The organism is Thermorhabdus hydrogeniformans, assembly GCF_049310025.1.
Lineage (GTDB): Bacteria > Bacillota > Thermosediminibacteria > Thermosediminibacterales > Tepidanaerobacteraceae > JBJYKD01.
On sequence record NZ_JBJYKD010000037.1, the window covers coordinates 1 to 22164 of the forward strand.

Sequence of the window (22164 nt, forward strand, 5' to 3'; positions counted from 1 at the left end):
AAGGCAATGAAAACTAATACCGCGCCTCCAGCTCAAAGGCCACCTATAGAAAAAGCAGATGCTAAGCCACCTCGCAGACCTGCACCAGACCACCCATGGAGCAAATCATGGTCCTCTCGCAGAGCTTATTCTGCCACAGTGGGGGCCAAAGCTACAATACCGGTCAGTGAGACTTCAAAACCATAAGTCTCTTCTCCAGTCGGTTCACCTGCTTTCACTAGCGGTTCGCAGCCTGGGGTCAAGGGCGGCGCAGCCACTGACAAAATCACTGATGGATTTCACCTGACAAATTCATTGACGCTTGATAGACATTTTTTTCAGCAGCTTCAAGACGTTCTTCCGGAAGGGGAGCAATTATGGTCAATAAATTTGAGCAGAAGGGAGACAAAAATAGCGGGGGGAAACAATATGCCACACGAAATGGTCGAAAAGCAGAAGAAGGCTATTTAAGCAGGCAATAAAACTTCACGTTTCTAATAGTGTAATAAAAGCTACTGATATTTCTGTAGCGTAAACTAAGATATATTTTTTTAAGGTCTTTTATAGGCCTTAGGTTAATGCGCCTTTTTTTGCTTTATACTGTTTTTCAAGCTATTTACTTCCAGTTTTAATATTTTTTGTTCCGGTGTAATTGGACTATTTTTCCATTATTCATAACGTCACCATGTTTATGTTCATTTTTTTGATTTCATCTTATCACAACTCTGGGGGAAGTCAAGAACACCAAAACTGAAGTTTAGTGTATTATGGTTTATGTATAAAGATCGAGCTTTTCCAGCAGATTGTTAATTACCAACTTATATACATTGTCTTTAAAATAATTCTTGTAATGATTCTTATCTTTAAAATAAAGCTCCCCGACTTATGCCGGGGGGATTTTTTAAGTCTCTGTTCCTGACTATTTATTATTTATTTAAGATTAAGACCAACCCGGGACATAATACTCGGTTACGCCTGGAAGTTCATTTTTATTTATTTTCTATATTCACTATACCATTACCCTTCCGCCGTTCATACCCAAAAATCCGCCAGTTGTACCCGAAAAGGCGCCAGTTGTTCAATACAGTGATTATGGCATATTTTTCCTGATAAGTGATAACTTGACTGCTGGCATAGTTGGATTATGATCCGCAATTCTTTTTGTTAGGGCCTTTTTTAATGAATCCCTATAAGGGAAGATCGCATGAGGAACTCAAAGGGAGAAGCCTGAAAGAAAAAGTCAAAGGATTAAAACAAGTAAATAAATTTTTTTGCAGGGGGTTATTAAAAGAGCCTCCTTTTTTCTCTTTATAAAGTGTAAGGAAATAATAAAAAAGAAGGAAGGTTGATTTTAAACAGTTTTACTTGAAAAATGATTAATAAATTTTAAGATTGGTAGGAAAAGGAATAGGCTGTATTTTAAATGAAAATTATTATGAAAGGAGTTTAATGTTATGGCTACTAGAAGTTTTACCACTGATTTAACTTTAAGTGAAGTCGAACAGTTCTTAAGTGATCTTCAAGATGCAAGAGAAATATATGATAAATATGAAGAACAATCAGCTTCTGCTAGTATTATATTTGGAATGTTAGGGCTCGCAGGTGCTCCGGCAGTTATAGTCACTGTCGCAGGAATAGCGACAGGGTTTTTAGGTTATTACTATGACACAATCGAAAATACAATTACAAAGGCAATAGAGAAATTAAATCATTATAGAGATTTCTTGGATGAGCATTCGGACTATGACCAAGTAAGAATGCAACTTACAGTAAATGTAGTCAATTTAGAAGGTAAGGAATACTGGATTCCGCAGGATTTTAAAGATATAGCTATACATTCGACATCACGAGGTTGGATACCTATCTCTTAATTGTCTGCTTGTATAAGAAAGGCAGTTTATTTTTAACTGCCTTTCTTATTGCCATTATCTTTTTTCACTTTTCTCTGTTTAATTGAGAAATACATATTGACTATATGTAGAAAAGATAGTAATAAAGCAATAAATAAGGTAAAATAAGGGGAAATTATTTTTTCTCTTAAGTAAACATAAATCAGAACAATTGTAGAATAGAGGATTAATAGAACAAATGTCCTGTTACCGCTTGAGTCTGAATCCATTCTTATTTCACTCCCCAAATTTATACTAATGTATCTGTTGTTTTAATTATACCATTATCTTTCCGCCGTTCATACCCAAAAATCCGCCGGTTGTACCGGAAAAAGCACCAGTTGTTCCAACCCGCCAGGAAATAATAAAAAAATGTAGAAGATAGTAGTAGGGAAAAATAGGAAGGGAGACAAAAGTATGTTCAAAAAAATCAGAAAGAGCCTTCTCACATCTCTTGCCTCAATAATAACCTTAGTTGCATATACGGCAGTAAATCCCGCCAGCATATGGATACTGTACGAACCGGATATCCCGGATGCTCTTAAGAAGTTTTCCGGTGGTAAAGAAATTAATAATAAAGATAAAGGCAAACTTATCGAAAGATAAGGCGCAAAACCACAGGGTCTAAGGTGATCACTTTCACTATGACAGCCTGGGCTGCCGCTTATATTTAAATGGCCCGCCATCTTTCCGATATGCGGCTCTTTTTTTGCCCTTTTAACGGATTAAAAAATTACGATGAAAGGGGGACGATGATGATGGCGAAAAAACCAAAATTAAAAGAACTCATCCTCAAAGCTCAAGGGGGAGATAAAGATGCCCTCAATCAAGTGGTTGAGCGGTTTAGACCGATAGTAAAAAAATATGCCCGCCGATTTGGCAGCGAAGATGTATACTCGGAAGTAGTGGAATGGATAATAAGGGCGACAATGAGATATAAAGAAAAAAGCGGATGGGGCAGGGAAGAACTTGAAAAATTTCTCTCTGCAAATATATCAAAAAAGACATAAAAAATTTTTTTCCCGGAATGTCCTGGCCCCCTATTACTTGGACTTAAACGACCAACACGCCACGGTTCCACAGTATTTCTTAAAAATGCTTCATAAAATGCTGAAGGTGTCATAAATTTACGGATTCGTGGGGCCTTTCGTAAAGATAAAATTTTATATAATCATCCAGGCCTTTAAAAAATGACTTATAACTTGCAAAATCATTTAAATTAACATATTCTTTTTTCAAGGTTCTATGAAATCTCTCTTAATATTTGGGTTCCTTTCAGGCGACCTTCGTAATATCCATCTGCCAGTAAGTATTTGGTGCATCAACAGAAACCTTTTTAAAAACTATTTCAGTGTTAGAAGAAGAGGACATCTAATAATCGGCAAAAGCAGATCCATTTCCTTGCATAGCCTGTAATCCTTTTTCTTGTTGATAATAATTCCAAACCTTTACCTTAAGAGAAACTAATTTTTTATACCCAAAGAATGGGAATTCTTCAGCCAAATCAAAAAGCAGGGTTTTTATCATTTCATCGGATATATATTCACCGTTAATGGTTTTTGAATAACCCGGCTTTGAGCATCCCCGCTTTGAATTAAGACTTTCTTTTTGGGGTTCATAGAAAAATGTGCTTTTTGGCATAACAGAAATTTTAAGCAGAAAGTCAAGTTATAGCTACCATAGAAAAATTCCCGCTTCAAGAGTTGTTTTATAATGTAACCGGGGCTAATCCCAAAAAACTGCTGTTAAAAATTGAAAACTCACATCCTTTACATTTTTCTGTTTAAACATTATTATTAAATCATGTGGGGATATTGTCACAGGTGCAAAACTTTAATTCGGGATGGTCTTTATGAAAAAGATAGATGAAGTTTTTGATATGCTTGCAAAGTTGGCCGGTGAGAAGGACGGCGGGGTCTGCGCCATGGAAATCGCCGAAAAGATGGGGATGGATAGGGCAAATATCAGCCGGTATTTGAATGAGCTGTGCAAAAATGGCAAAATAGATAAACTAAACGGCAGACCTGTGCTCTATAAACCTAAGGAGAAGAATAAAGCGGCCCCATTCCGGAGGTTAAATGACCGGCACTGTAACATAATCTCATTAGACAGGCTTATAGGTGCGGACATGAGCTTGAAGGCAGCTGTACAACTTGCCAAGGCCGCTGTGCTTTATCCGCCCGGTGGCCTTCCTGTGATGGTGCTCGGCGAGACCGGTGCAGGCAAGTCGATGTTTGCAGAGGCCATGTACGGATTTGCCCGAGAGTCGGGGGTAATACAAGATGATGCGCCGTTTATAAGTTTTAACTGTGCGGATTATGCCGACAACCCGCAGCTTTTAGTAGCCCAGCTTTTTGGAGTCAGGAGGGGGGCTTACACCGGCGCTGAAGATGACAGGGTAGGCCTTTTAAAGAAAGCGGACGGGGGAATAATCTTTCTGGATGAAATACACCGTCTGCCACCCCAGGGCCAGGAGTTGCTTTTCACCTATATGGATAAGGGATACTTCAGGCCTCTGGGAGAGACAGAAAAAACTGTCAAGGTGAATGTCAGGATAATAGCCGCTACCACCGAAGAGCCGCAGTCTTACCTTTTGAAAACTTTCATAAGAAGAATACCTGTGATAATAAATCTGCCGCCTTTGAGAGAAAGGAGCCTGGCCGAAAGGTGCGGCCTTATTTGCTACTTTTTGAGGGAAGAGTCCGGACGCATAAACAGGGATATATACATCGACAGGAACTGTTTTATATCATATTTGCTCTATGACTGCGCCGGCAATGTGGGCCAGCTGAAAAGCGATATTCAGATAGCCTGTGCGAGGGCATTTTTAAGCTATAAGTCGCAAAACAGGGAATACCTCATGATTTCATCCGAACACCTTCCGACTCATGTAAAAAGGGGGGTCATGAAGGTACATAATTACAGGGAAGAGATAGAAAAATTAATAAATAATAACGAGGATATGCTGTATTTTTCTTCCGATGAAGATTTCGATATAATTTCTTCCGAAAGCAGTGAGGATGAGTATTTTTATGATGTTATAGAAAAGAAACTGGATATATTAAGTAAGAGCGGTATGGATGAGAAGGAAGTAAATAGAATTTTAAATGGTGAAATAGAGAAGCACTTCAAAAGGTACATTCAAAATATGCCAGGAAAATACCGGAAAGATGAGATTTCCAAAATAGTGGGGGAGAAGGTCGTAAATGTGACGGAAAATATATTGAACCTTGCTGAGAAAAAATTAAACAGATACATGGATGAGAAGATTTTTTTCGGTCTGGCCTTGCACCTTCAAAAGACCATTGGCCGTATAGAGTCCGGCGGAAAAATATACAATCCCAGAATTAACTTCATAAGGAAAAATTATGCGGATGAGTTTATAGCAGCCGTAGAAGCGGCCAAACTTATTGACATAGAATTCGGGGTGGAGACGCCCCTGGACGAAATAGGTTATCTCGCCATGTTCTTCGTACCTGATTCCAGAATAGAGGAGGATAAACCTGAAGGTAAGGTCGGGGTTTTGGTGGTGATGCACGGCAATTCAACTGCAAGCAGTATGGCCCAGGTGGCCAATGACATTGTGGGTGTAAAGCACGCGATGGGCCTTGATATGCCTTTGAGCATGAGCCCGGAAGAAATGTACAAAACGATAAAAGAGTGCGCCCTTAAGATTGACGAAGGGAAGGGTGTTTTGCTCCTTGTGGACATGGGCTCCCTCAAAAATTTTGGCGATATGATATCAGAAGAGACGAATTTAAAAATAAAAACAGTGGACATGGTAACCACGCTGATGGTCATAGACGCATGCCATAAGGCGGTTATGGGGAAAGACTTGGAGGAGATATACGAATCAGCATTAAAAATAAATGCTAAAAATCCTTATACCATTCGAAGAGATGAGAAAAGAGTAGAAAACATAATAGTAACCGCATGTTTTACGGGCCAGGGAGCGGCGAAAGAATTAAAAAGAATTCTGGCAGAAGAATACTTGGTCAAGAAGGATTGTATAAAGATTATACCGCTGGAATTTATCGATAAAAATCAGTTTAATAAGATTATAGAAAGGTACCGGGAAAATTATAACCTCGTAGCGGTCGTGGGGACCCTGGATTTTTCCGTTCCGGGTATACCGTATATACCGGCCGTTGATCTCCTGACCGGTAAAGCGAAAGACTTTGTATTGAACCTGATCGATGAAATAGATACCTATGAAAAAATAGAAGTATCTTTGGGTGAGCACATAAAAGCAGTGGATGGGAAAAAATGCGTTAGAATGTCCAAATCGGTGGTGGAAGGTATTCAAAGAGCGCTGGGATTAAAAATTCCATCAGATGTGAAGGTAGGCATAATTCTTCATATATGCTTTCTGGTTGAAAAACTGGCTTTGGGAGGAGAAGAAAATATATTTGAGGGCATTGACGATTATCAAAGAGAACATGAAAGCGAATTAAAGGTCATAAAAAACAATGTAAAGTCCATTGAAGAATATTTTAATATAGATATCGGGCTGCACGAATGCGCTTATCTTTGCCGCATGTTTCTCGAAAACACGCTGGAGGCGGTATGAATCAATGTGTGTAAGTGTGAAAAAAGTGTGTATTAATGGAATACACGCTTTTTATTTTTAAGAGATTAAAATTCTACCGAAATTGCTGGGCTTTTACAAGAAAAATTTAATCGGACCCCATGGCATGAAAATTGCTTAACTTTTAGTGAAGAAGGAGGTGAAAGAGTGAAAAGGATTATGCTGGTATGCTCATCAGGGTCTTCTACGAGCCTTCTTGTAAAAAAGATGCAGGAGGCTGCAAAGAAAAAAGGCTTAAAGGATGTGGAGATCTTCGCCACGTCGCAGGCGGACGCTAAAAACCACTATGATGACGCAGACATACTTCTTCTGGGGCCGCAGGTGCGGTATCTGTACAATGAGCTCAAGAAGACCCTGGCCGGCAAAAAACTGATCCTGGATATAATAAACAGCAGAGACTATGGAATGATGAACGGTGAGGCGGTTTTGGAACAGGCACTAAAGCTGACGGGACAAAAGGGTGGATAAAATTAAAAGGGGGATTTAAATATGGAGGCTTTTATAGACTGGATGGAGAAGCACTTTGTGCCGGTGGCAGGCAAAATAGGCTCTCAGAGACATCTTGTGGCCATTCGTGATGGTTTTGCCGCGATCATGCCGTTGATACTTGCAGGTTCTTTTGCCGTACTTATTAACAACACCCTCTGCGTGTGGATACCGGCCCTGAAGTTTTTGACCCCGATAAACGGAGCGGTATGGTGGGGGACCTTCGCCATAATGACTCTACTGATGGTATTTTCCATAGGGTATAATCTGGCGAAGAGCTATGATGAGGATGCACTGGCGGCAGGGTTAATAGCGGTAGCATCGTTTTTAATCACCCTTCCCCAGGCACCTGAGGGAGTAGGCTGGGGATTCATAAAGATAAATTATCTGGATGCCACAGCTCTCTTTACGGGCCTTTTGGTGGCACTGGTGTCCACCGAAATATTTGTAAGGCTTACCAGGGCTCACCTGGTCATAAACATGCCGGGTGATGTTCCTCCGTCCGTTGGAAGGGCCTTTGCCGCATTGATTCCGGGTATTATCACAGTGTACGTCTTCGGAATTTTGACATCTTTGATTACAGCCATTGGCGGCACCAGCCTGTACGATATCATACTGAAAACCATTCAGACTCCGCTTCAGAATATAGGCCAGGGCGCAGGATCGGCCATGCTGGCCACCTTCCTGATAACACTATTCTGGTTTTTCGGCCTTCACGGAGCCAATTTACTGGACCCCGTAATGAACGCGATATATATCCCGGCGCTGCAGGCCAATGCAGCTGCAATCCAGCAGGGGGCAGTTCCTCAAAACCTGATCACGAGAGTATTTTTTGATACATATGCCCATCTTGGTGGTTCCGGTGCGACGCTGGGATTAATAATCGCCATATTGCTCGTGGCCAGAAAGAGGCAGGATTTAAGGAACCTGGCGAGACTGGCCCTGCCCGCCGGCATCTTCCAGATTAATGAACCCGTTATTTTTGGCTTGCCCGTAGTATTGAATCCCATACTCTTTATACCTTTTGTAATCGTTGAACCCATACTTACCTTGATTTCATATATTGCCACAGCCATAGGCCTGGCTTCTCCCACGTATGTAGCAATTCCGTGGACATCTCCTGTAGGGATAGGGGCGTTTTTAGCCACTGGAGGAAGCATCGGGGCTGCGATACTGGCTGTAGTAAATCTGGCAATAGCGACCGTCATATATCTGCCCTTTGTGGTTTTGCTGGATAGGCAAAAGACCAAGAAAGAGACGGATTTGCCCGAATAAAGGTAACGGACGAAAGTCCGTTACTTTAATCTGTTGGCCGCATTACAAAATTTCATTCAGAACAATTTCCATAAAACAAACGCATTTTGTCTGTGAGGAGAGATTATCTTATGGATTTAGAAAGAGATATACTCGCTTTAATAACATATAGCGGGGAAGCCAGGAGTCTAGCTATCGAAGCTATAGAATGTGCTAAAAATGGGGAGTTTGAAAAAGCCGAAGGCCGCCTCAAAGAGGCCGACGAGAAACTGATAATGGTGCATAATGTCCAGACCTCTCTAATGCACAGAGAAGCTTCCGGTGAAAGTTTTTCCATGTCGATACTGCTGGTGCATGCACAGGACCACCTGATGAATGCCATTACAATAAATACACTGGCCAAAGAATTTATAGATGTATACAGGCAGATTAAATATGTAAAGAAATCAGGTGAAGACTTAAAATGAAAGAACTGGGGATTTCCATATATCCTGAGAAGGCGTACATTGAAGACATCCTCGGGTATATAGATACAGCCGCAAGGTACGGTTTTACGAGAATATTTACAAATCTGATTTCCTTAGAAAGGGACCCACAGGTGCTGGAGAGGTTTAAGAAAATCTGTTCGTATGCCGGAGATAAAGGTATGAAGGTGATAGCGGATATAAACCCGGAGGTTTTGAGGAACCTGAATATTTCCGTAAATGATATGGAATTCTTTTATAATCTGGGCCTTTTCGGTATTCGATTGGATACGGGTTTTACAGGCCTTGAGGAAAGTTTGATGACTTATAATCCATACGGTATTAAGATTGAGATAAATATGAGCTCGGGGACAAAATATCTTGAGAACATAATGGAGTTTAAACCCAATAAGGATAACCTTCTCGGCTGCCATAATTTTTATCCTTTGAAGTATACGGGCCTGTCAAGGGCTCATTTCCAGAAATGTTCGGAGGTGTTCAAATCGTATGGAATACCCACCGCGGCATTTGTGACCTCTCCCAGCGCGACATTCGGAGCATGGCCGGACAACGACGGCCTCTGTACAATGGAAGAGCACAGGAATCTTCCCGTAGAAACCCAGGTCAAGGATTTATTCAACACCGGCCTGATAGACACGGTAATCATAGGAGACTGCTATGCCTCGGAAGATGAATTAAAAACTCTTGGGTCCATGGACAGGGATATATTGAGCTTCAATGTGGAGCTGGAGGATGGTATATCCGAGGTTGAGAGAAAGATAATACTGGACGAGATCCATTTTAACAGGGGCGACGTCTCAGAGTACGTGGTGAGGTCTACCCTCAGCAGAGTAAAGTATAAAGGCAATTATTTTAAACTTATAAACCCCAAAAAGGTTATAAAAAAGGGTGATATTTTGATACCAACTTCCCTTTACGAAAGATATGCGGGAGAGCTTCAGGTGGCGCTTAGGGATATGGAAAACAGCGGAAAGACAAATGTCGTGGGCAGGATAGTCCCCGAAGAAGTATTTTTGCTGGACTTTTTGCATCCCTGGCAGAAATTCAGGTTTAATTTGAAGCAGGCAGGGAAAATTTAAACAATTCTGCTCGTGCCCTAAAAAGAGAGATTAGGGGAAATTATGGCATTGTTATATCCTGGAAACTTATTAATGATATATGAAAAAGATATATGAAAAAGGGGTTGAGCAACTGTGATTAAAAAATTGAAGATTGCCGCCATAGGCGGCGGGTCCAGCTATACTCCCGAGCTCATCGAAGGTTTTATTAAAAGAGCCAGGGAACTTCCCGTAAGCGACATTTATCTGGTAGATATAGAACAGGGCAGAGAAAAACTGGAGATAGTTGGGGCTCTCTCGCGGCGCATGGTTGAGAAGGCGGGGCTTGATATCAATATCCATCTGACTCTCGATAGAAGGGAAGCCATTTCAGGCGCCGATTTTGTCATAACTCAGTTCAGGGTCGGGGGCATGGACGCCCGTATCAGGGATGAAAAAATCCCCCTGAAATACGATGTCATAGGCCAGGAGACCACCGGGCCCGGTGGTTTTGCGAAAGCGCTGAGGACCATCCCCGTGATACTGGACATATGCAGGGATATGGAGGAACTGGCCCCCGATGCCTGGCTCATAAATTTCACCAATCCATCGGGCGTCATTACAGAAACGGTATTGAAACACACGGGCGTTAAAATACTGGGTCTGTGCAACGTCCCCGTCAACATGATAAACTACGTGGCAAAGGCCTTTGGAGTGGAAATGGAAAGAGTCTATATCCAATTTGCGGGATTAAACCATCTGGTGTGGGGGATGAAAGTCTATCTGGACGGAGAAGATGTAACGGAAAAATTGCTGCAGCAGCTCACTTATGAAGGGAATTCAACCATGAAGAACATCCCCGATTTGCAATGGGATACAGATCTGATAAAATCCCTGGAGATGCTTCCATGCCCCTATCACCGATACTATTACATGAAAGACAAAATGCTGGACGAAGAAAAGAAAGCAGCCGCACACACGGGCACCCGCGGTGAGGTGGTAAAAAAAGTCGAACAGGAGCTTTTTGAAATCTACAAAAATCCAGAACTGGATGTAAAGCCGCCTCAGCTTGAAAAAAGAGGCGGAGCTCTTTACTCCTACGCGGCCTGCAACCTGATTAGCTCCATAGTAAACAACAAAAAGGACATCCAGGTAGTAAATGTAAAAAACAACGGCGCGATTCTCGATCTGCCCGATAATGCGGTTATTGAGACCAACTCTGTGATAGACAAAAATGGAGCCCATCCGATGAGCATAGGCAGGGTTCCGGCTAAGATAAGAGGGTTGATGCAGGCGGTGAAAGCCTATGAAGAGCTGACCGTCGAGGCGGGTGTCAATGGGGATTACCATGCCGCCCTTCAGGCATTGACCATACATCCTCTGGTGCCCTCTTCCACAGTTGCAAAAAAACTGCTGGATGACATCCTGGCCGAAAACAGGGAGTTTTTACCGCAATTTTTTAATAAATAGACCTTTTTTATTCTTATCCTTTACAAAGCTGCGGAACTTCCGTGGCTTATTTGCCTGTAAAAGATGTCGTCATTTTGTAGATACAATCTTGATACATAAAGCGGCAAAAAGTATAATTGAATTGGGATGGAATAGGATGGCAAAACAAAAAGTTGGAAACGGCGGAGATGATTTTCGCGTGCAGGATAAAAGGATTTTGAGAAAAAAGTTTCTGGCCGCAAGGGCGGCTCTGGCACCCGATGAGGTGGAAGAAAAAAGCCGGAAGATAATGGGGGCTCTTTTTTCCCTTGAGGAGTTGCTGAAAGCACAAGCGGTCATGTTTTATGTGGACGCCAGAAACGAGGTAATGACAAAAGATGCCATTACCTGGGCACTGAATGCGGGTAAAAGGGTCGCGGTGCCCAAAGTGACGGGGGTCAGGAGGCTTGCGGCGGTGGAGATAAAAAGCCTTGAGGAACTTTCGCCGGGATGCTTCGGAATCCTGGAGCCGGTAAGGGATGATGGGATTTCGCACGCCGAAATAGATCTGGTGATTGTTCCCGGAGTGGCCTTTGACAAAAGTGGTTACCGTTTGGGCTACGGAGCGGGTTACTACGACAATTTTCTTCCGCTGCTGAGGCCGGAAGTTAAAAAAGTAGCCGTTGCCTTTGAAATGCAGGTGGTTGACAGAATACCCGCGGAGAGGCACGATGTTCGGATGGACATGATCATAACGGAAAATTGTATTTACCGCTTTTAAAACCCGTTCTTTAAAATGGCCGATAGTGTAAAATTTTCTTGGGTCATATTGCAGGAAAACGGCTGCCTGTGTAGAAATTGGCCGGGCCTTTTTGACACCCTGGAAAATATCTGGTATAATCTATTTACAACCTGATATTGCTGAAACGCTGAATTCTTACGGAGTCTGTCCGTAGGAAGCGGGGGAACCGTTAATTGGGGTGAATCTCCGGGATGATGTTTCCGTCATCAGGAGTAGGGTTGTCTCCCGACCCGAACCCGTCAGCTAACCTCGTAAGCGCTGCGGAGGAGATTAAGTTCAATAGTTTGCCAAAGCTACGGATCTCCCGTAGCTTTTTTGTCTATAAAAACCAATGGGAGGTAATGTTATGGCCGAAATAGCTTGCGTTTTTTCAAAGACCGAAAGGGTAAATACCGGGCCCATTAAAAAGATGCTTGGCAGGCTAAGGCACAGGGGGCGTAGTAAAAGCAGGATTTATACATTAAAAAGCGCCGTGCTTGGAAAGGTCAATCATTTGGTGGAAAATGAAGTTGAATTAAAGGAAAGCGGTCCCGTTGTTGTGGCTGATGGGAAAATTTTTAACGATGATTGCTCAACCTCGCCCGAAGAAATAATTTCCGAATTTTATAAAGGTAATGGGGAGGAATTTGTCCATTCACTGGATGGGGCTTTTGCCTTTGCCCTGGCAGACGGCGAAAAATTTCTGGCCGCAAGAGACCCGCTAGGCCTTAAACCCCTTTATTATACCGAATCCGGCGAGAGTCTGGCTTTTGCTTCGGAAATAAAGGCGCTGGTGGATATGGGGGAGGATATAAAAATATTTCCGCCGGGGTATTATTACAGTTCCGAAAGGGGCTTTGTGAAGTACTTTGAAGCCAATGCGGTGGAACCTTTCGAGGGGATATCGAAGGATGAAGCGGCGAGCGAAATAAGGGAGCGGCTTATAGAGTCCGTAGACAAGAATTATGAAGAAGATAAAAACATCGGCATTTTCCTGAGCGGAGGCATCGATTCCAGCGTTATTGCCGCGGCCGCCAGGGAAGTTGTTGAAAATTTGGATACCTTTTCCGTGGGTGTCACGGGAAGTAACGATATTCTCAATGCCAGGAAGGTGGCGAGTCACATTGGCGCGCGCCATCACGAGTACATATACGACATAGACGAGATGTTGAGAATTTTGCCGGAGGTAATTTATCATCTGGAGTCCTTTGACATGTTTCTTGTAAGAAGCGCCGTGGCCAATTATTTTCTGTCACGAATGGCATGCTACGAAGGTAAAAACATGATTTTTTGCGGGGAGGGCGGGGACGAACTTTTTGGAGGATATCATTACTTGAAAAATCTTGAACCTTCGGAAGTGGAAAAAGAATTGATAAAGTTGACATTTACCGGCCATGCCAACGGTTTTCAGAGGGTGGACCGGATGACGTCGGCCTTTGCCATAGACGGCAGGATGCCTTTTATGAACAGTATAGTTGCCGGCTATGCCTGCCGTTTGCCTGTGGAATGAAAGATTCTCGATGTCGATGACGAAAGAACAATTGAAAAATGGATTCTTCGAAAGGCTTTTGAAAATGATTTACCGGACGAGATTGTATGGAGACGAAAGCAAAAGTTTTTTGAAGGCGCAGGGTCCGCCCATATGCTGCAGCGGTATGCGGAAGAAAATATTTCCGACGAAGAATTTTTTAAGGAAAAATATATAAGTCAGGATTTTCAACTCAGGTCTAAAGAGGAACTTCTCTATTACAGGATATTTAAAGAATTTTTTCCCCATGACTCGATTTTGGATACCATCGGACGAACGGTCACCACAGGCTGATCGAATAATCAAAAAGAGCCTTACCTTTCTCCCGGCCGCGGCGAACATGCCGAGGAAAGGTAAGGCTTTTTCGTGACGGTTTTTTTTATGCGCCAACCGATTTATAATCGGGTGGAGTTAATTCTCTTTCGGTGGCGGCCACTATTACGGAACCGGCCATATCTCCGGTGACGTTGATGCAGGTCCTGGCCATGTCCAGAATCCTGTCGATGCCGGCTATGAGCGCTATGCCTTCCAGCGGCAGGCCCACTGATTGAAGCACCATTGTGAGCATTATAAGCCCCGCTCCGGGAACTCCCGCGGTGCCGATGGACGCCAGGGTGGCGGTGAGAATAATCACCATCTGTTGAGCCAGCGTCAGTTGAATCCCGAATACCTGAGCCACAAACAGGGCACACACCCCCTGGTATAGGGCGGTGCCGTCCATGTTGATGGTGGCGCCCAGGGGCAGGACGAAGCTGGATATGGATTTAGATACCCCCAGGTTTTTTTCCACGGATTCCATGGTAACGGGCAGGGTGCCGGAACTGCTGCTGGTGGTAAAGGCCACCAGCATGGCCGGTGATGCCCCTTTAAAGAATCTCAAAGGGCTCATCCTGGCAAAAGCGTAGACGAGGGACGAATAAACCAGGATGGCATGAAGAGCGCACCCGAGGTATACGGCTATTATGACCTTTAACAGCGGCAATAGCACACTGGGCCCGCTGGCCGCCACTACCGGCACAATGAGGCCGAAGACGCCGACGGGGGCGTATGCCATAATAATTCCCACTATCTTGTAACTTATCTCCGCAAGGCTGTCAAAAAAGGTCAACACGGGTTTTCCCTTATCACCGATGAAAGTGATGGCTATCCCCAGGAATATGGCAAAGACAATTATTTGAAGCATGTTGGCTTCGACCATGGCTTTTACAGGGTTGGTCGGGACTATGTTGAGCAGTGTGTCGATTATGGATGGCGCCTGGGAAACATCAACTTTCGCATCCGGGGGTAGTTTCATTCCAAGGCCCGGATTTAAAATATTACCCAGGATGAGGCCCAGAGTGACCGCAAAGGCGGTTGTGGTAAGATAATAAGTAAGAGTCTTGGCACCAATCCTGCCCAGCTTTTTTACGTCTCCGGTACTGGCGGCTCCAACCACCAGCGATGAAAGCACCAGCGGCACGATGATCATTTTGATGAGGTTTAAGAATAGAGTTCCAAGGGGCTTAATATAGGTGTTGGCCGCTTCGGGCGCCGAAGTAAAAAACAGGCCCACGACTACGCCCAGGGCCAGGCCGATAAAAATTCTGGTGGTCACATTTTTCATGCTTTCCCTCCTTAAGGAATGCGATGTTATAATTTAATTAATTTTTTAAACCTCCTTTCAAAGAAAAATAATATTAAAATAAATTAAAAGATAGAAACTTTCTAAATATATTTTATGCCGAACATAACAAAAAATAACCGGATATAACAAAAACCAACAATAAATGTGATATACCCAGGACAAAACCGAATTTAGCTGCTTCATGCCCGGGAAAAGGCCGGGGTTATTTTTATAAAGTTATGGAAAACCTTAAAAGTTTATGGGATAATAATAAGAAATAGTGAGCTAAAAATGCATCCGGATTATTTCTGAAAAAAGCCGGTTTGTTTTGTATTATTTAATGATTGGAGGATATTCCATGGTAGAATCTAGGGAAAATGTCATCATCCTGGATTTCGGGGGGCAGTACAGCCAGCTCATTGCCCGGCGCGTAAGGGAAGCGCACGTATACTGCGAGATTCTGTCATATAAAACGCCGCTGGAGGAAATTTTGAAGAGAAAACCCAGGGCCATCATATTTTCCGGCGGCCCCGCCAGTGTTTATTCCGAAAACGCCCCCGTCTGCGACAGGAGGATTTTCGAGGCCGGTATTCCTGTTCTTGGCATATGTTACGGCATGCAGCTTATGTGTCATCTGCTGGGGGGCAGGGTGGAACCCGCCAGGACCAGGGAATACGGGAGGGCCGAACTCATGGTAGACGATGAAGACAGGCTGTTTCAGGGTCTTGAGCAAAACATGATCGTATGGATGAGCCACAGCGATTCGATACTTCAACTGCCCGAAGGATTTCGAACTCTGGCCCACACCAGAAACACCCCCCACGCCGCCGTGGGAAACGGCAGCAACCTCTTCGGAGTGCAGTTTCACCCGGAAGTGGTCCATACGCCCCGGGGGCGGGAGATCCTCAACAATTTCCTTTTTGGTGTGGCGGGCTGCAGCGGTAACTGGTCTATGAAGTCCTTCGTGGACGAGCAGGTGCGGGCTATAAAAGAAAGGGTTGGAGACGGAAAAGCCCTGTGCGCGTTGAGCGGCGGAGTCGACTCTTCTGTGGCCGCACTGATAACCCACAAGGCCCTGGGGGATAATCTGACATGCATTTTTGTAGACCACGGCCTTTTGAGAAAAAACGAAGCCGAGAGCGTAATAAAAACATTCAGAGACAAATTTCACATCAATCTCATAGCCGTGGACGCCTCCGAGCGATTCCTGACGAAGCTTCAGGGGGTTACGGACCCGGAGAGGAAAAGAAAAATCATCGGTGAGGAGTTTATCCGGGTGTTCGAAGATGAGGCGGCAAAGCTGGGGAAAATCGATTTCCTGGTACAGGGGACGTTGTACCCGGATGTGATAGAAAGCGGTACCGACACGGCGGCGGTCATAAAGAGCCATCACAATGTGGGAGGGCTTCCGGAAGATGTTGAATTCCGGATCATCGAGCCGTTGAGGGACCTTTTTAAAGATGAAGTGAGGAAAATAGGGGCGCAGATGGGCCTCCCTGAGGAAATTGTATACCGCCAGCCATTCCCGGGTCCGGGTCTCGCCATCAGGGTGCTGGGTGAGGTTACCCGGGAAAAGTTGGATCTTCTGAGGGAAGCCGACGCCATAGTATATGAGGAGATAAAAAGAGCGGGGCTGTACAGAGAATTGTGGCAGGCCTTTGCGGTACTTCCCGATATAAGAAGTGTGGGAGTGATGGGTGACGAGAGGACTTACGCCTATACCGTGGCCATAAGGGCCGTCATAAGCGAAGACGGCATGACCGCCGACTGGGCGAGACTGCCCGCGGACGTGCTGGATAATATATCCACCCGCATTGTCAACGAAGTTCCGGGAGTAAATCGGGTTGTCTACGACATTACTTCAAAACCGCCGTCCACCATCGAATGGGAATAATAAATAATTTAAAAGCGCTGGGAGGTTTTTTTGTGCTGAGGTTTTTGACCGCAGGCGAGTCGCACGGAAAAGCGCTGACGGCCATTGTTGAAGGGCTGCCGGCAAATATGGAGGTTGACGAATCTGTAATAAACCGGGACCTGGCCCGCCGGCAGAAGGGTTACGGCCGCGGCGGCAGGATGAAGATAGAAAAGGACGAGGTGGAAATTTTAAGCGGTGTTAGAAAGGGCAGGACTACGGGAAGCCCTTTAACGCTTCTGATTAAAAATAAAGACTACGAGAACTGGAAGGAATTGGACACCCCTCCGGTGACAAGGCCGAGACCCGGCCACGGAGATCTGGCCGGAGCTCTGAAATACCGCCTGGATGATATAAGAAACGTGCTGGAAAGGGCCAGTGCCAGGGAGACCGCCGCCCGGGTGGCGGTGGGAGCGGTGGCAAAGCTGTTTCTTGCATCTTTCGAAATACATATTTACAGCCATGTGCTGTCCATCGGAAGGGTGAGCCTTGAGCGGAAAGACTATTCATGGAGGGATCTCATGCGGGCCGACGAATCCCCGGTTCGCTGCATAGACGAAGATACTTCCAAAGAAATGATGAAGGCCATCGATGAGGCTAGGGCCGAAGGGGATTCGCTGGGCGGCGTTTTCGAGGTGATGGCCTTAAATGTGCCGGTGGGTCTTGGGAGCCACGTTCAGTGGGACAGGAAACTGGACGGGCGGATTGCCCGGGCGTTAATGAGCATTCAGGCCATAAAAGGCGTGGAGATAGGCCTTGGATTCGAGGCCGCATATAGAAAAGGGTCTGAAGTGCATGATGAAATTTTTTTTAATGAACAGTCCTCTTTTTACCGCAAGACCAACAGGGCCGGCGGCATAGAGGCCGGCATTTCCAACGGCTGCCCCATTGTGGTGCGGGCGGCCATGAAGCCCATACCCACCCTGTATAGACCACTTCGCAGCGTGGATATTAAAACCAAAGAGCCTTTTGATGCCAGCATCGAGCGCTCGGACATTTGTGCGGTTCCGGCGGCAAGCATTGTTGGGGAAGCGGCTCTGGCATGGGTCCTGGCGGAGGCCATTACGGAGAAATTCGGTGGCGACAGCATGGAAGAGGTGCTGCAGAATTACAGAACATATATAGAAAGTTTAAAGTATTTGGGAGAGAAGTAAAGTCATGGAGAAAGTAATTGTTGATTTGGGAAGCAAATCTTATCCCATCCTCATTGACAACGGGCTTTTAGACAAACTGGGATACATATTAAAAGAACACTTCGCCGGGAACAGGATTCTGGTGGTCACCGACAGCCATCTGAGTGATTTATACTCTGAAGAGGTAATGGCCTCCCTGGGAGAGGCCGGTTTCAACGCAAGTCTGGAAACGATTCCGGCAGGGGAGGTCAGCAAGTCGCTGCGACGGGCCGAACTCGTGTATAATGCCGCGCTGGAGCACGGACTGGACCGAAAGTCCGCCATTTTAGCCCTTGGCGGCGGCGTCGTTGGGGATCTGGCGGGCTTTATAGCCGCCACATACATGAGGGGTATAGATTTCATTCAGGTCCCCACATCCCTTTTGGCCCAGGTGGACAGCAGCGTGGGAGGGAAAGTGGCCGTAAACCTGGATAAAGCTAAAAATATGGTGGGAGCCTTTTACCAGCCCCGGCTTGTCCTGATAGATCCCGGCGCGTTGCGCACCCTCCCCGCCAGGGAGTTTAATGAGGGGCTGGCAGAAGTCATCAAATACGGCATTATCCGGGACGAAGATTTTTTCTGCTGGCTGGAGCGGAATATCAGGAGTTTGCGGCAGGACGCCGGTGCTCTGATATTCGCCATAAAAAGGTCCTGTGAAATAAAAGCCTCGATTGTAGCCGAAGATGAAAGGGAGAGCGGCCTCCGGATGATATTAAACTGCGGCCATACAGTGGCGCACGCCCTGGAAGCGGTTCTCGGTTACGGCAACATCTTGCACGGAGAAGCTGTGGCCCTTGGGCTCGTTATAGAAGCAAAAATAGCCCTCCATCGAGGGCTCATCGACAGAATAACATTTTCGCGAATCCAGGGTCTGGTGAAATCAGCCGTTCCAATGGAACTGCCGAGGGACATTGATGAAAACCTAATTATTGCAAGCATGTCCTATGACAAGAAAAATGTGGATGGCAAAATAACTTTTGTGCTGCCCCAAGGCCTGGGCAAAGCCGGCATATACACCGACGTCACCCGTGAAGAAATCTTAAGCGCTCTGGTTTCGGCTTAATAGATAAAAACCCTCCTTACACGCGAATATTCAGTTTGAACATATCATGCCGCTTTCCATGAGCTTTTTGCGCACCTCGGCCTGTTCAAGGATTCCCTTCTGGCTTACGATGTAGCGCTCGTGGGTGCCTCTTCCTATTAGTCCAACTTCGTCATAGGCCCATAATTCGAAGGTTAATTTATTGCCCTATACGGCTTTCAACACTGATTTTACCGTAACGGTCATCCCCTGACAGGTGGGTTTTTCGTGGGTTACGTTTATGGTTTTTCCAACCGTTATAAAACCTTCCAGCAATAAAGGGTCAACGGCTTTTACCGATGCTTCAATCATCATGGCTATAAGTGCGGGTGTGGCTAGAAGGGTTTTAAGGGCACCGCTGCCGATCAAAAGGGCGGTGTCTTTTTCTTCAATGCATTTCTGTACAATTCCCGTCAAACCTATTTTTATTCCTGGAATATTCATGACCACAACCCCCTTTATTGTTTTTCTAAATATATTATATTATAAAAATTAATTAATTTCAATATATTGCAAAACTATTCACAAGTAAAATTAATTACATATCATCTTGTTAAATCAAATAAAATAGGATATATTTTTAAATATAGTATCATATATTTGCCTGTATAGATGTATAAATTCGGGAAAAAGTATGCAGGAATGTTTTATTTTTTGTTGAATACATATATAGTATATCATATTAAAGCAAATAATATATATTTTATCAGGGGGTTATAGAGATGAGCCAGAAAATCACGCTTTCGGTCATCAAGGCCGACATTGGAGGTTATGTGGGCCACAGCAGCGTTCATCCGGAGGTCCTGGAAGAAGCCAGGAATATGCTGGAACAAAGAGGCGGGGACCTCCTGGTGGATTTCAAGGTTACTCATGTGGGAGATGATGTAAATCTGATTATGACCCACCGGGAGGGAGTGGACAGCGAAAAAGTTCACAGGCTTGCGTGGGACGTTTTTACAGCATGCACCCGGGTTTCCAAAAAGCTGAAGCTTTACGGCGCCGGTCAGGATCTCTTATCGGACGCCTTTTCGGGCAACATCAGGGGTATGGGCCCGGGGGTTGCGGAAATGGAGTTTGTAGAGCGCCCCAGCGAATCGGTGGTAGTGTTTATGGCGGATAAGACAGAGCCAGGAGCATGGAATCTGCCGCTTTACAGGATGTTCGCAGATCCCTTTAACACCATAGGCCTTGTCATAGATCCAAAAATGCACGAAGGTTTTAAATTTGAAGTTTTAGACCTGATTGAAAACAAAAAGGTGACTTTTTCTTGCCCTGAAGAGCTATACGACCTTTTAATTTTTCTGGGGGCGGCCAACCGGTATGCGGTAAAAGCGGTGTACCGCAAAAACGGTGAAATAGCCGCGGTCTCGTCGACTCAAAGGATGAACCTAATGGCGGGCAGGTATGTGGGAAAAGACGACCCTGTGCTCATAGTGCGCTGCCAGAACGGTTTTCCGGCGGTGGGGGAGGCTCTTGAACCCTTTGCCAATCCCCACCTGGTGGCTGGCTGGATGAGAGGTTCCCACTTCGGCCCCATTATACCGGTGGCGCAAAAAGATTCCACTCCCACCCGGTTTGATGGGCCTCCGAGGGCGATTGCCCTGGGCTTCCAGCTGGCGGAAGGGAAACTGGTGGGCCCTCAGGACCTTTTTGCCGATGTGGCGTTCGACAGGGCCAGACAGAAAGCTCTGGAAGTAGCCGACTATTTGAGACGGCTCGGGCCGTTTGAACCGCACAGGCTGCCGCTGAATGAGATGGAATATACCACGATGCCTCAGGTAATGGAAAAATTAAAAGGCAGGTTTGAATAAAAAACTGCGAATTTTTTTCGCAGTTTTTTTTAAACTCGATTTAACTTTTAATATGGGGATGCATCTTGAGGATTCACGGGAATATGATAAAATTATATAATGCCTGAATTGTAATAATTTTGGTTTGTCCAAAATCGGATATAGCTGTTTAAAATATGTATAAAAAGTGATGATAAAATGGCTTTGCGGATTATAAATGTGTTAAAAAGCGATGGAGGCCTTGCGGCTCAAAAAAAGCTATTGAACAAGGCCGGTTTTGTGATAGATTTATCTTCGGAAAAGGGTATAAGATTTTGCAGTGAAAAAGATGGCTTTCAGAGCGTTGGGCGGAAATTAAGAGCCCTGAAAGCAGGTGTGACATTTTTGGGTCCCGGCGACTATCACCATCTTTCCCTTCATTTCCTTGCCAAGTTGAAAGAAAGCCCCGTATTGCTGCTTTTTGACCATCATTCGGACATGATGGAATCCCCACCGGGGACCATCAGCTGCGGCTCGTGGGCGGCACTGGCTCTGGCCGAGCGCAGAGTAAAAAAATGCCTGGTGGTGGGGATAAACCCGAAAGACGAGGGGTTTCTGAAATTAAAAGCACGCCCGGAAATCGCCTTTTTTCCGAAAGACATTCCTCACGATTCCAAGGTGTCGGGCGTCTTAAGGGAACTTGCCCGCTCTCCGGGGCCGCTTTATATAAGCATTGACAAGGATGTTTTGTTATCCGGAGAAGCCGTTACCAACTGGGATCAGGGAAGCATGACACTGGAAGAGCTCCTTGATTTGCTTCGGGTGGCCGGAAGGGCGAAACCTTTGGCGGGTGCCGACATATGCGGGGAGTGGCCCGCTCTGCCCGTAGAAATGCTTCACAGCCACGAGGATAAGAAAAATATTGAAGTAAACCAGACAGCAAACCTGAAAATCCTTGATGCCCTGAGCGAAGTGATGTAGAAAACACTGCGGCGGAGCAAGACAACATCAGCTTCGAAAGTGAGAAATCCAGGTAATAAAAATATAGTGTAATATTTTACAGGCCGTAGTAAAATATGATTGTAAAAGTTAATATATGATTCTAGTGTAGAAACCCTACTTTTTTACTTCTTTTCCCGAACCTTGAAAATTTCATAAGGAATGTTTTGGAA

The 22164-nt window shown here is 45.0% G+C and carries 19 protein-coding genes, 2 pseudogenes and 2 riboswitches; of the genes and pseudogenes, 17 read left to right on the top strand and 4 right to left on the bottom strand.

The window, feature by feature from the left end; all coding sequences use genetic code 11:
* The first annotated feature begins 1433 nt into the window (after nucleotides 1-1433).
* From ACKX14_RS13885 to ACKX14_RS13895, 3 genes are all read left to right on the top strand, one after another.
* The gene (locus ACKX14_RS13885) at nucleotides 1434-1850 is read left to right on the top strand and encodes a hypothetical protein (protein WP_422448659.1); all 417 of its coding nucleotides are present in this window, start codon (nucleotides 1434-1436) and stop codon (nucleotides 1848-1850) included.
* A gap of 435 nt (nucleotides 1851-2285) precedes the next feature.
* On the top strand, nucleotides 2286-2474 hold the full coding sequence (locus ACKX14_RS13890; RefSeq protein WP_422448661.1) for a cyclic lactone autoinducer peptide: 189 nt from the start codon (nucleotides 2286-2288) through the stop codon (nucleotides 2472-2474).
* Nucleotides 2444-2533: riboswitch (cyclic di-GMP riboswitch) on the top strand. Its footprint overlaps the gene before it by 31 nt.
* A 90-nt stretch (nucleotides 2534-2623) precedes the next feature.
* Complete coding sequence (locus ACKX14_RS13895) at nucleotides 2624-2878, top strand: helix-turn-helix domain-containing protein (protein WP_422448663.1); 255 nt, start codon at nucleotides 2624-2626, stop codon at nucleotides 2876-2878.
* 109 nt (nucleotides 2879-2987) lie between these two features.
* On the opposite strand, the pseudogene ACKX14_RS13900 reads toward ACKX14_RS13895, so the two are convergent.
* Nucleotides 2988-3113 (bottom strand): annotated as a pseudogene (locus ACKX14_RS13900) (IS3 family transposase); the annotation flags it as partial.
* Nucleotides 3114-3239: 126 nt separating this feature from the next.
* A complete protein-coding gene (locus tag ACKX14_RS13905; RefSeq protein ID WP_422448665.1) occupies nucleotides 3240-3509 on the bottom strand; it encodes a hypothetical protein in 270 nt (89 codons plus the stop codon).
* 211 nt (nucleotides 3510-3720) lie between these two features.
* Here ACKX14_RS13905 and ACKX14_RS13910 point away from each other — a divergent pair, with 211 nt between their 5' ends.
* The 9 genes from ACKX14_RS13910 to ACKX14_RS13950 all read left to right on the top strand — a co-directional run bounded on the left by ACKX14_RS13910 (nucleotide 3721) and on the right by ACKX14_RS13950 (nucleotide 13749).
* Nucleotides 3721-6438: a sigma-54-dependent transcriptional regulator gene (locus tag ACKX14_RS13910; protein WP_422448667.1), complete on the top strand. Its 2718-nt coding sequence runs from the start codon at nucleotides 3721-3723 to the stop codon at nucleotides 6436-6438.
* 165 nt (nucleotides 6439-6603) lie between these two features.
* Nucleotides 6604-6924 (top strand): PTS sugar transporter subunit IIB, encoded by a 321-nt coding sequence (locus ACKX14_RS13915; protein WP_422448669.1) that lies wholly within the window; start codon nucleotides 6604-6606, stop codon nucleotides 6922-6924.
* 21 nt (nucleotides 6925-6945) lie between these two features.
* Complete coding sequence (locus tag ACKX14_RS13920) at nucleotides 6946-8217, top strand: PTS sugar transporter subunit IIC (RefSeq protein ID WP_422448671.1); 1272 nt, start codon at nucleotides 6946-6948, stop codon at nucleotides 8215-8217.
* Between the two features lie 110 nt (nucleotides 8218-8327).
* The gene (locus ACKX14_RS13925) at nucleotides 8328-8663 is read left to right on the top strand and encodes a PTS sugar transporter subunit IIA (RefSeq protein WP_422448673.1); all 336 of its coding nucleotides are present in this window, start codon (nucleotides 8328-8330) and stop codon (nucleotides 8661-8663) included.
* Nucleotides 8660-9760, top strand: coding sequence for a DUF871 domain-containing protein (locus ACKX14_RS13930; protein WP_422448675.1), 1101 nt, complete (start codon nucleotides 8660-8662; stop codon nucleotides 9758-9760). The genes ACKX14_RS13925 and ACKX14_RS13930 overlap by 4 nt, the downstream gene beginning before the upstream one ends.
* Nucleotides 9761-9874: 114 nt before the next feature.
* On the top strand, nucleotides 9875-11188 hold the full coding sequence (locus ACKX14_RS13935) for a 6-phospho-beta-glucosidase (protein WP_422448677.1): 1314 nt from the start codon (nucleotides 9875-9877) through the stop codon (nucleotides 11186-11188).
* A gap of 136 nt (nucleotides 11189-11324) precedes the next feature.
* Nucleotides 11325-11927: a 5-formyltetrahydrofolate cyclo-ligase gene (locus ACKX14_RS13940; RefSeq protein ID WP_422448679.1), complete on the top strand. Its 603-nt coding sequence runs from the start codon at nucleotides 11325-11327 to the stop codon at nucleotides 11925-11927.
* 136 nt (nucleotides 11928-12063) lie between these two features.
* A riboswitch (cyclic di-AMP (ydaO/yuaA leader) is annotated at nucleotides 12064-12221 on the top strand.
* 73 nt (nucleotides 12222-12294) lie between these two features.
* On the top strand, nucleotides 12295-13437 hold the full coding sequence (locus tag ACKX14_RS13945; RefSeq protein ID WP_422448681.1) for an asparagine synthase-related protein: 1143 nt from the start codon (nucleotides 12295-12297) through the stop codon (nucleotides 13435-13437).
* Between the two features lie 30 nt (nucleotides 13438-13467).
* Entirely contained in the window at nucleotides 13468-13749 is a 282-nt protein-coding gene (locus ACKX14_RS13950; protein WP_422448695.1) for an asparagine synthase-related protein, read from the top strand.
* Nucleotides 13750-13834: 85 nt separating this feature from the next.
* On the opposite strand, the gene ACKX14_RS13955 is transcribed toward ACKX14_RS13950, so the two are convergent.
* Entirely contained in the window at nucleotides 13835-15058 is a 1224-nt protein-coding gene (locus ACKX14_RS13955) for a dicarboxylate/amino acid:cation symporter (RefSeq protein WP_422448683.1), read from the bottom strand.
* A gap of 358 nt (nucleotides 15059-15416) precedes the next feature.
* Here ACKX14_RS13955 and guaA point away from each other — a divergent pair, with 358 nt between their 5' ends.
* From guaA to aroB, 3 genes are read left to right on the top strand one after another with little or no spacing between them, the layout of a single operon-like run.
* Complete coding sequence (gene guaA, locus ACKX14_RS13960; protein ID WP_422448685.1) at nucleotides 15417-16952, top strand: glutamine-hydrolyzing GMP synthase; 1536 nt, start codon at nucleotides 15417-15419, stop codon at nucleotides 16950-16952.
* Between the two features lie 32 nt (nucleotides 16953-16984).
* On the top strand, nucleotides 16985-18124 hold the full coding sequence (gene aroC / locus ACKX14_RS13965; RefSeq protein ID WP_422448687.1) for a chorismate synthase: 1140 nt from the start codon (nucleotides 16985-16987) through the stop codon (nucleotides 18122-18124).
* Between the two features lie 4 nt (nucleotides 18125-18128).
* On the top strand, nucleotides 18129-19205 hold the full coding sequence (gene aroB, locus ACKX14_RS13970) for a 3-dehydroquinate synthase (protein WP_422448689.1): 1077 nt from the start codon (nucleotides 18129-18131) through the stop codon (nucleotides 19203-19205).
* A 30-nt stretch (nucleotides 19206-19235) separates the two neighbouring features.
* On the opposite strand, the pseudogene ACKX14_RS13975 reads toward aroB, so the two are convergent.
* A pseudogene (locus ACKX14_RS13975) lies at nucleotides 19236-19667 on the bottom strand (thioesterase family protein).
* A gap of 278 nt (nucleotides 19668-19945) precedes the next feature.
* Here ACKX14_RS13975 and fbp point away from each other — a divergent pair.
* A complete protein-coding gene (gene fbp / locus ACKX14_RS13980; RefSeq protein ID WP_422448691.1) occupies nucleotides 19946-21034 on the top strand; it encodes a fructose-1,6-bisphosphate aldolase/phosphatase in 1089 nt (362 codons plus the stop codon).
* 177 nt (nucleotides 21035-21211) lie between these two features.
* A complete protein-coding gene (locus ACKX14_RS13985; RefSeq protein WP_422448693.1) occupies nucleotides 21212-21973 on the top strand; it encodes an arginase family protein in 762 nt (253 codons plus the stop codon).
* The last annotated feature ends 191 nt before the right edge of the window (nucleotides 21974-22164 follow it).

Coding starts and splice junctions, on each gene's coding strand:
- ACKX14_RS13925 (WP_422448673.1), top strand. CDS start 8,328: ATGGATTTAGAAAGAGATATACTCGCTTTAATAACATATAGCGGGGAA.
- guaA (WP_422448685.1), top strand. CDS start 15,417: ATGGTAGAATCTAGGGAAAATGTCATCATCCTGGATTTCGGGGGGCAG.
- ACKX14_RS13955 (WP_422448683.1), bottom strand. CDS start 15,058: ATGAAAAATGTGACCACCAGAATTTTTATCGGCCTGGCCCTGGGCGTA.
- fbp (WP_422448691.1), top strand. CDS start 19,946: ATGAGCCAGAAAATCACGCTTTCGGTCATCAAGGCCGACATTGGAGGT.
- ACKX14_RS13885 (WP_422448659.1), top strand. CDS start 1,434: ATGGCTACTAGAAGTTTTACCACTGATTTAACTTTAAGTGAAGTCGAA.
- ACKX14_RS13940 (WP_422448679.1), top strand. CDS start 11,325: ATGGCAAAACAAAAAGTTGGAAACGGCGGAGATGATTTTCGCGTGCAG.
- ACKX14_RS13920 (WP_422448671.1), top strand. CDS start 6,946: ATGGAGGCTTTTATAGACTGGATGGAGAAGCACTTTGTGCCGGTGGCA.
- ACKX14_RS13895 (WP_422448663.1), top strand. CDS start 2,624: ATGATGGCGAAAAAACCAAAATTAAAAGAACTCATCCTCAAAGCTCAA.
- ACKX14_RS13910 (WP_422448667.1), top strand. CDS start 3,721: ATGAAAAAGATAGATGAAGTTTTTGATATGCTTGCAAAGTTGGCCGGT.
- ACKX14_RS13905 (WP_422448665.1), bottom strand. CDS start 3,509: ATGCCAAAAAGCACATTTTTCTATGAACCCCAAAAAGAAAGTCTTAAT.
- ACKX14_RS13985 (WP_422448693.1), top strand. CDS start 21,212: ATGGCTTTGCGGATTATAAATGTGTTAAAAAGCGATGGAGGCCTTGCG.
- ACKX14_RS13890 (WP_422448661.1), top strand. CDS start 2,286: ATGTTCAAAAAAATCAGAAAGAGCCTTCTCACATCTCTTGCCTCAATA.
- ACKX14_RS13945 (WP_422448681.1), top strand. CDS start 12,295: ATGGCCGAAATAGCTTGCGTTTTTTCAAAGACCGAAAGGGTAAATACC.
- aroB (WP_422448689.1), top strand. CDS start 18,129: ATGGAGAAAGTAATTGTTGATTTGGGAAGCAAATCTTATCCCATCCTC.
- ACKX14_RS13930 (WP_422448675.1), top strand. CDS start 8,660: ATGAAAGAACTGGGGATTTCCATATATCCTGAGAAGGCGTACATTGAA.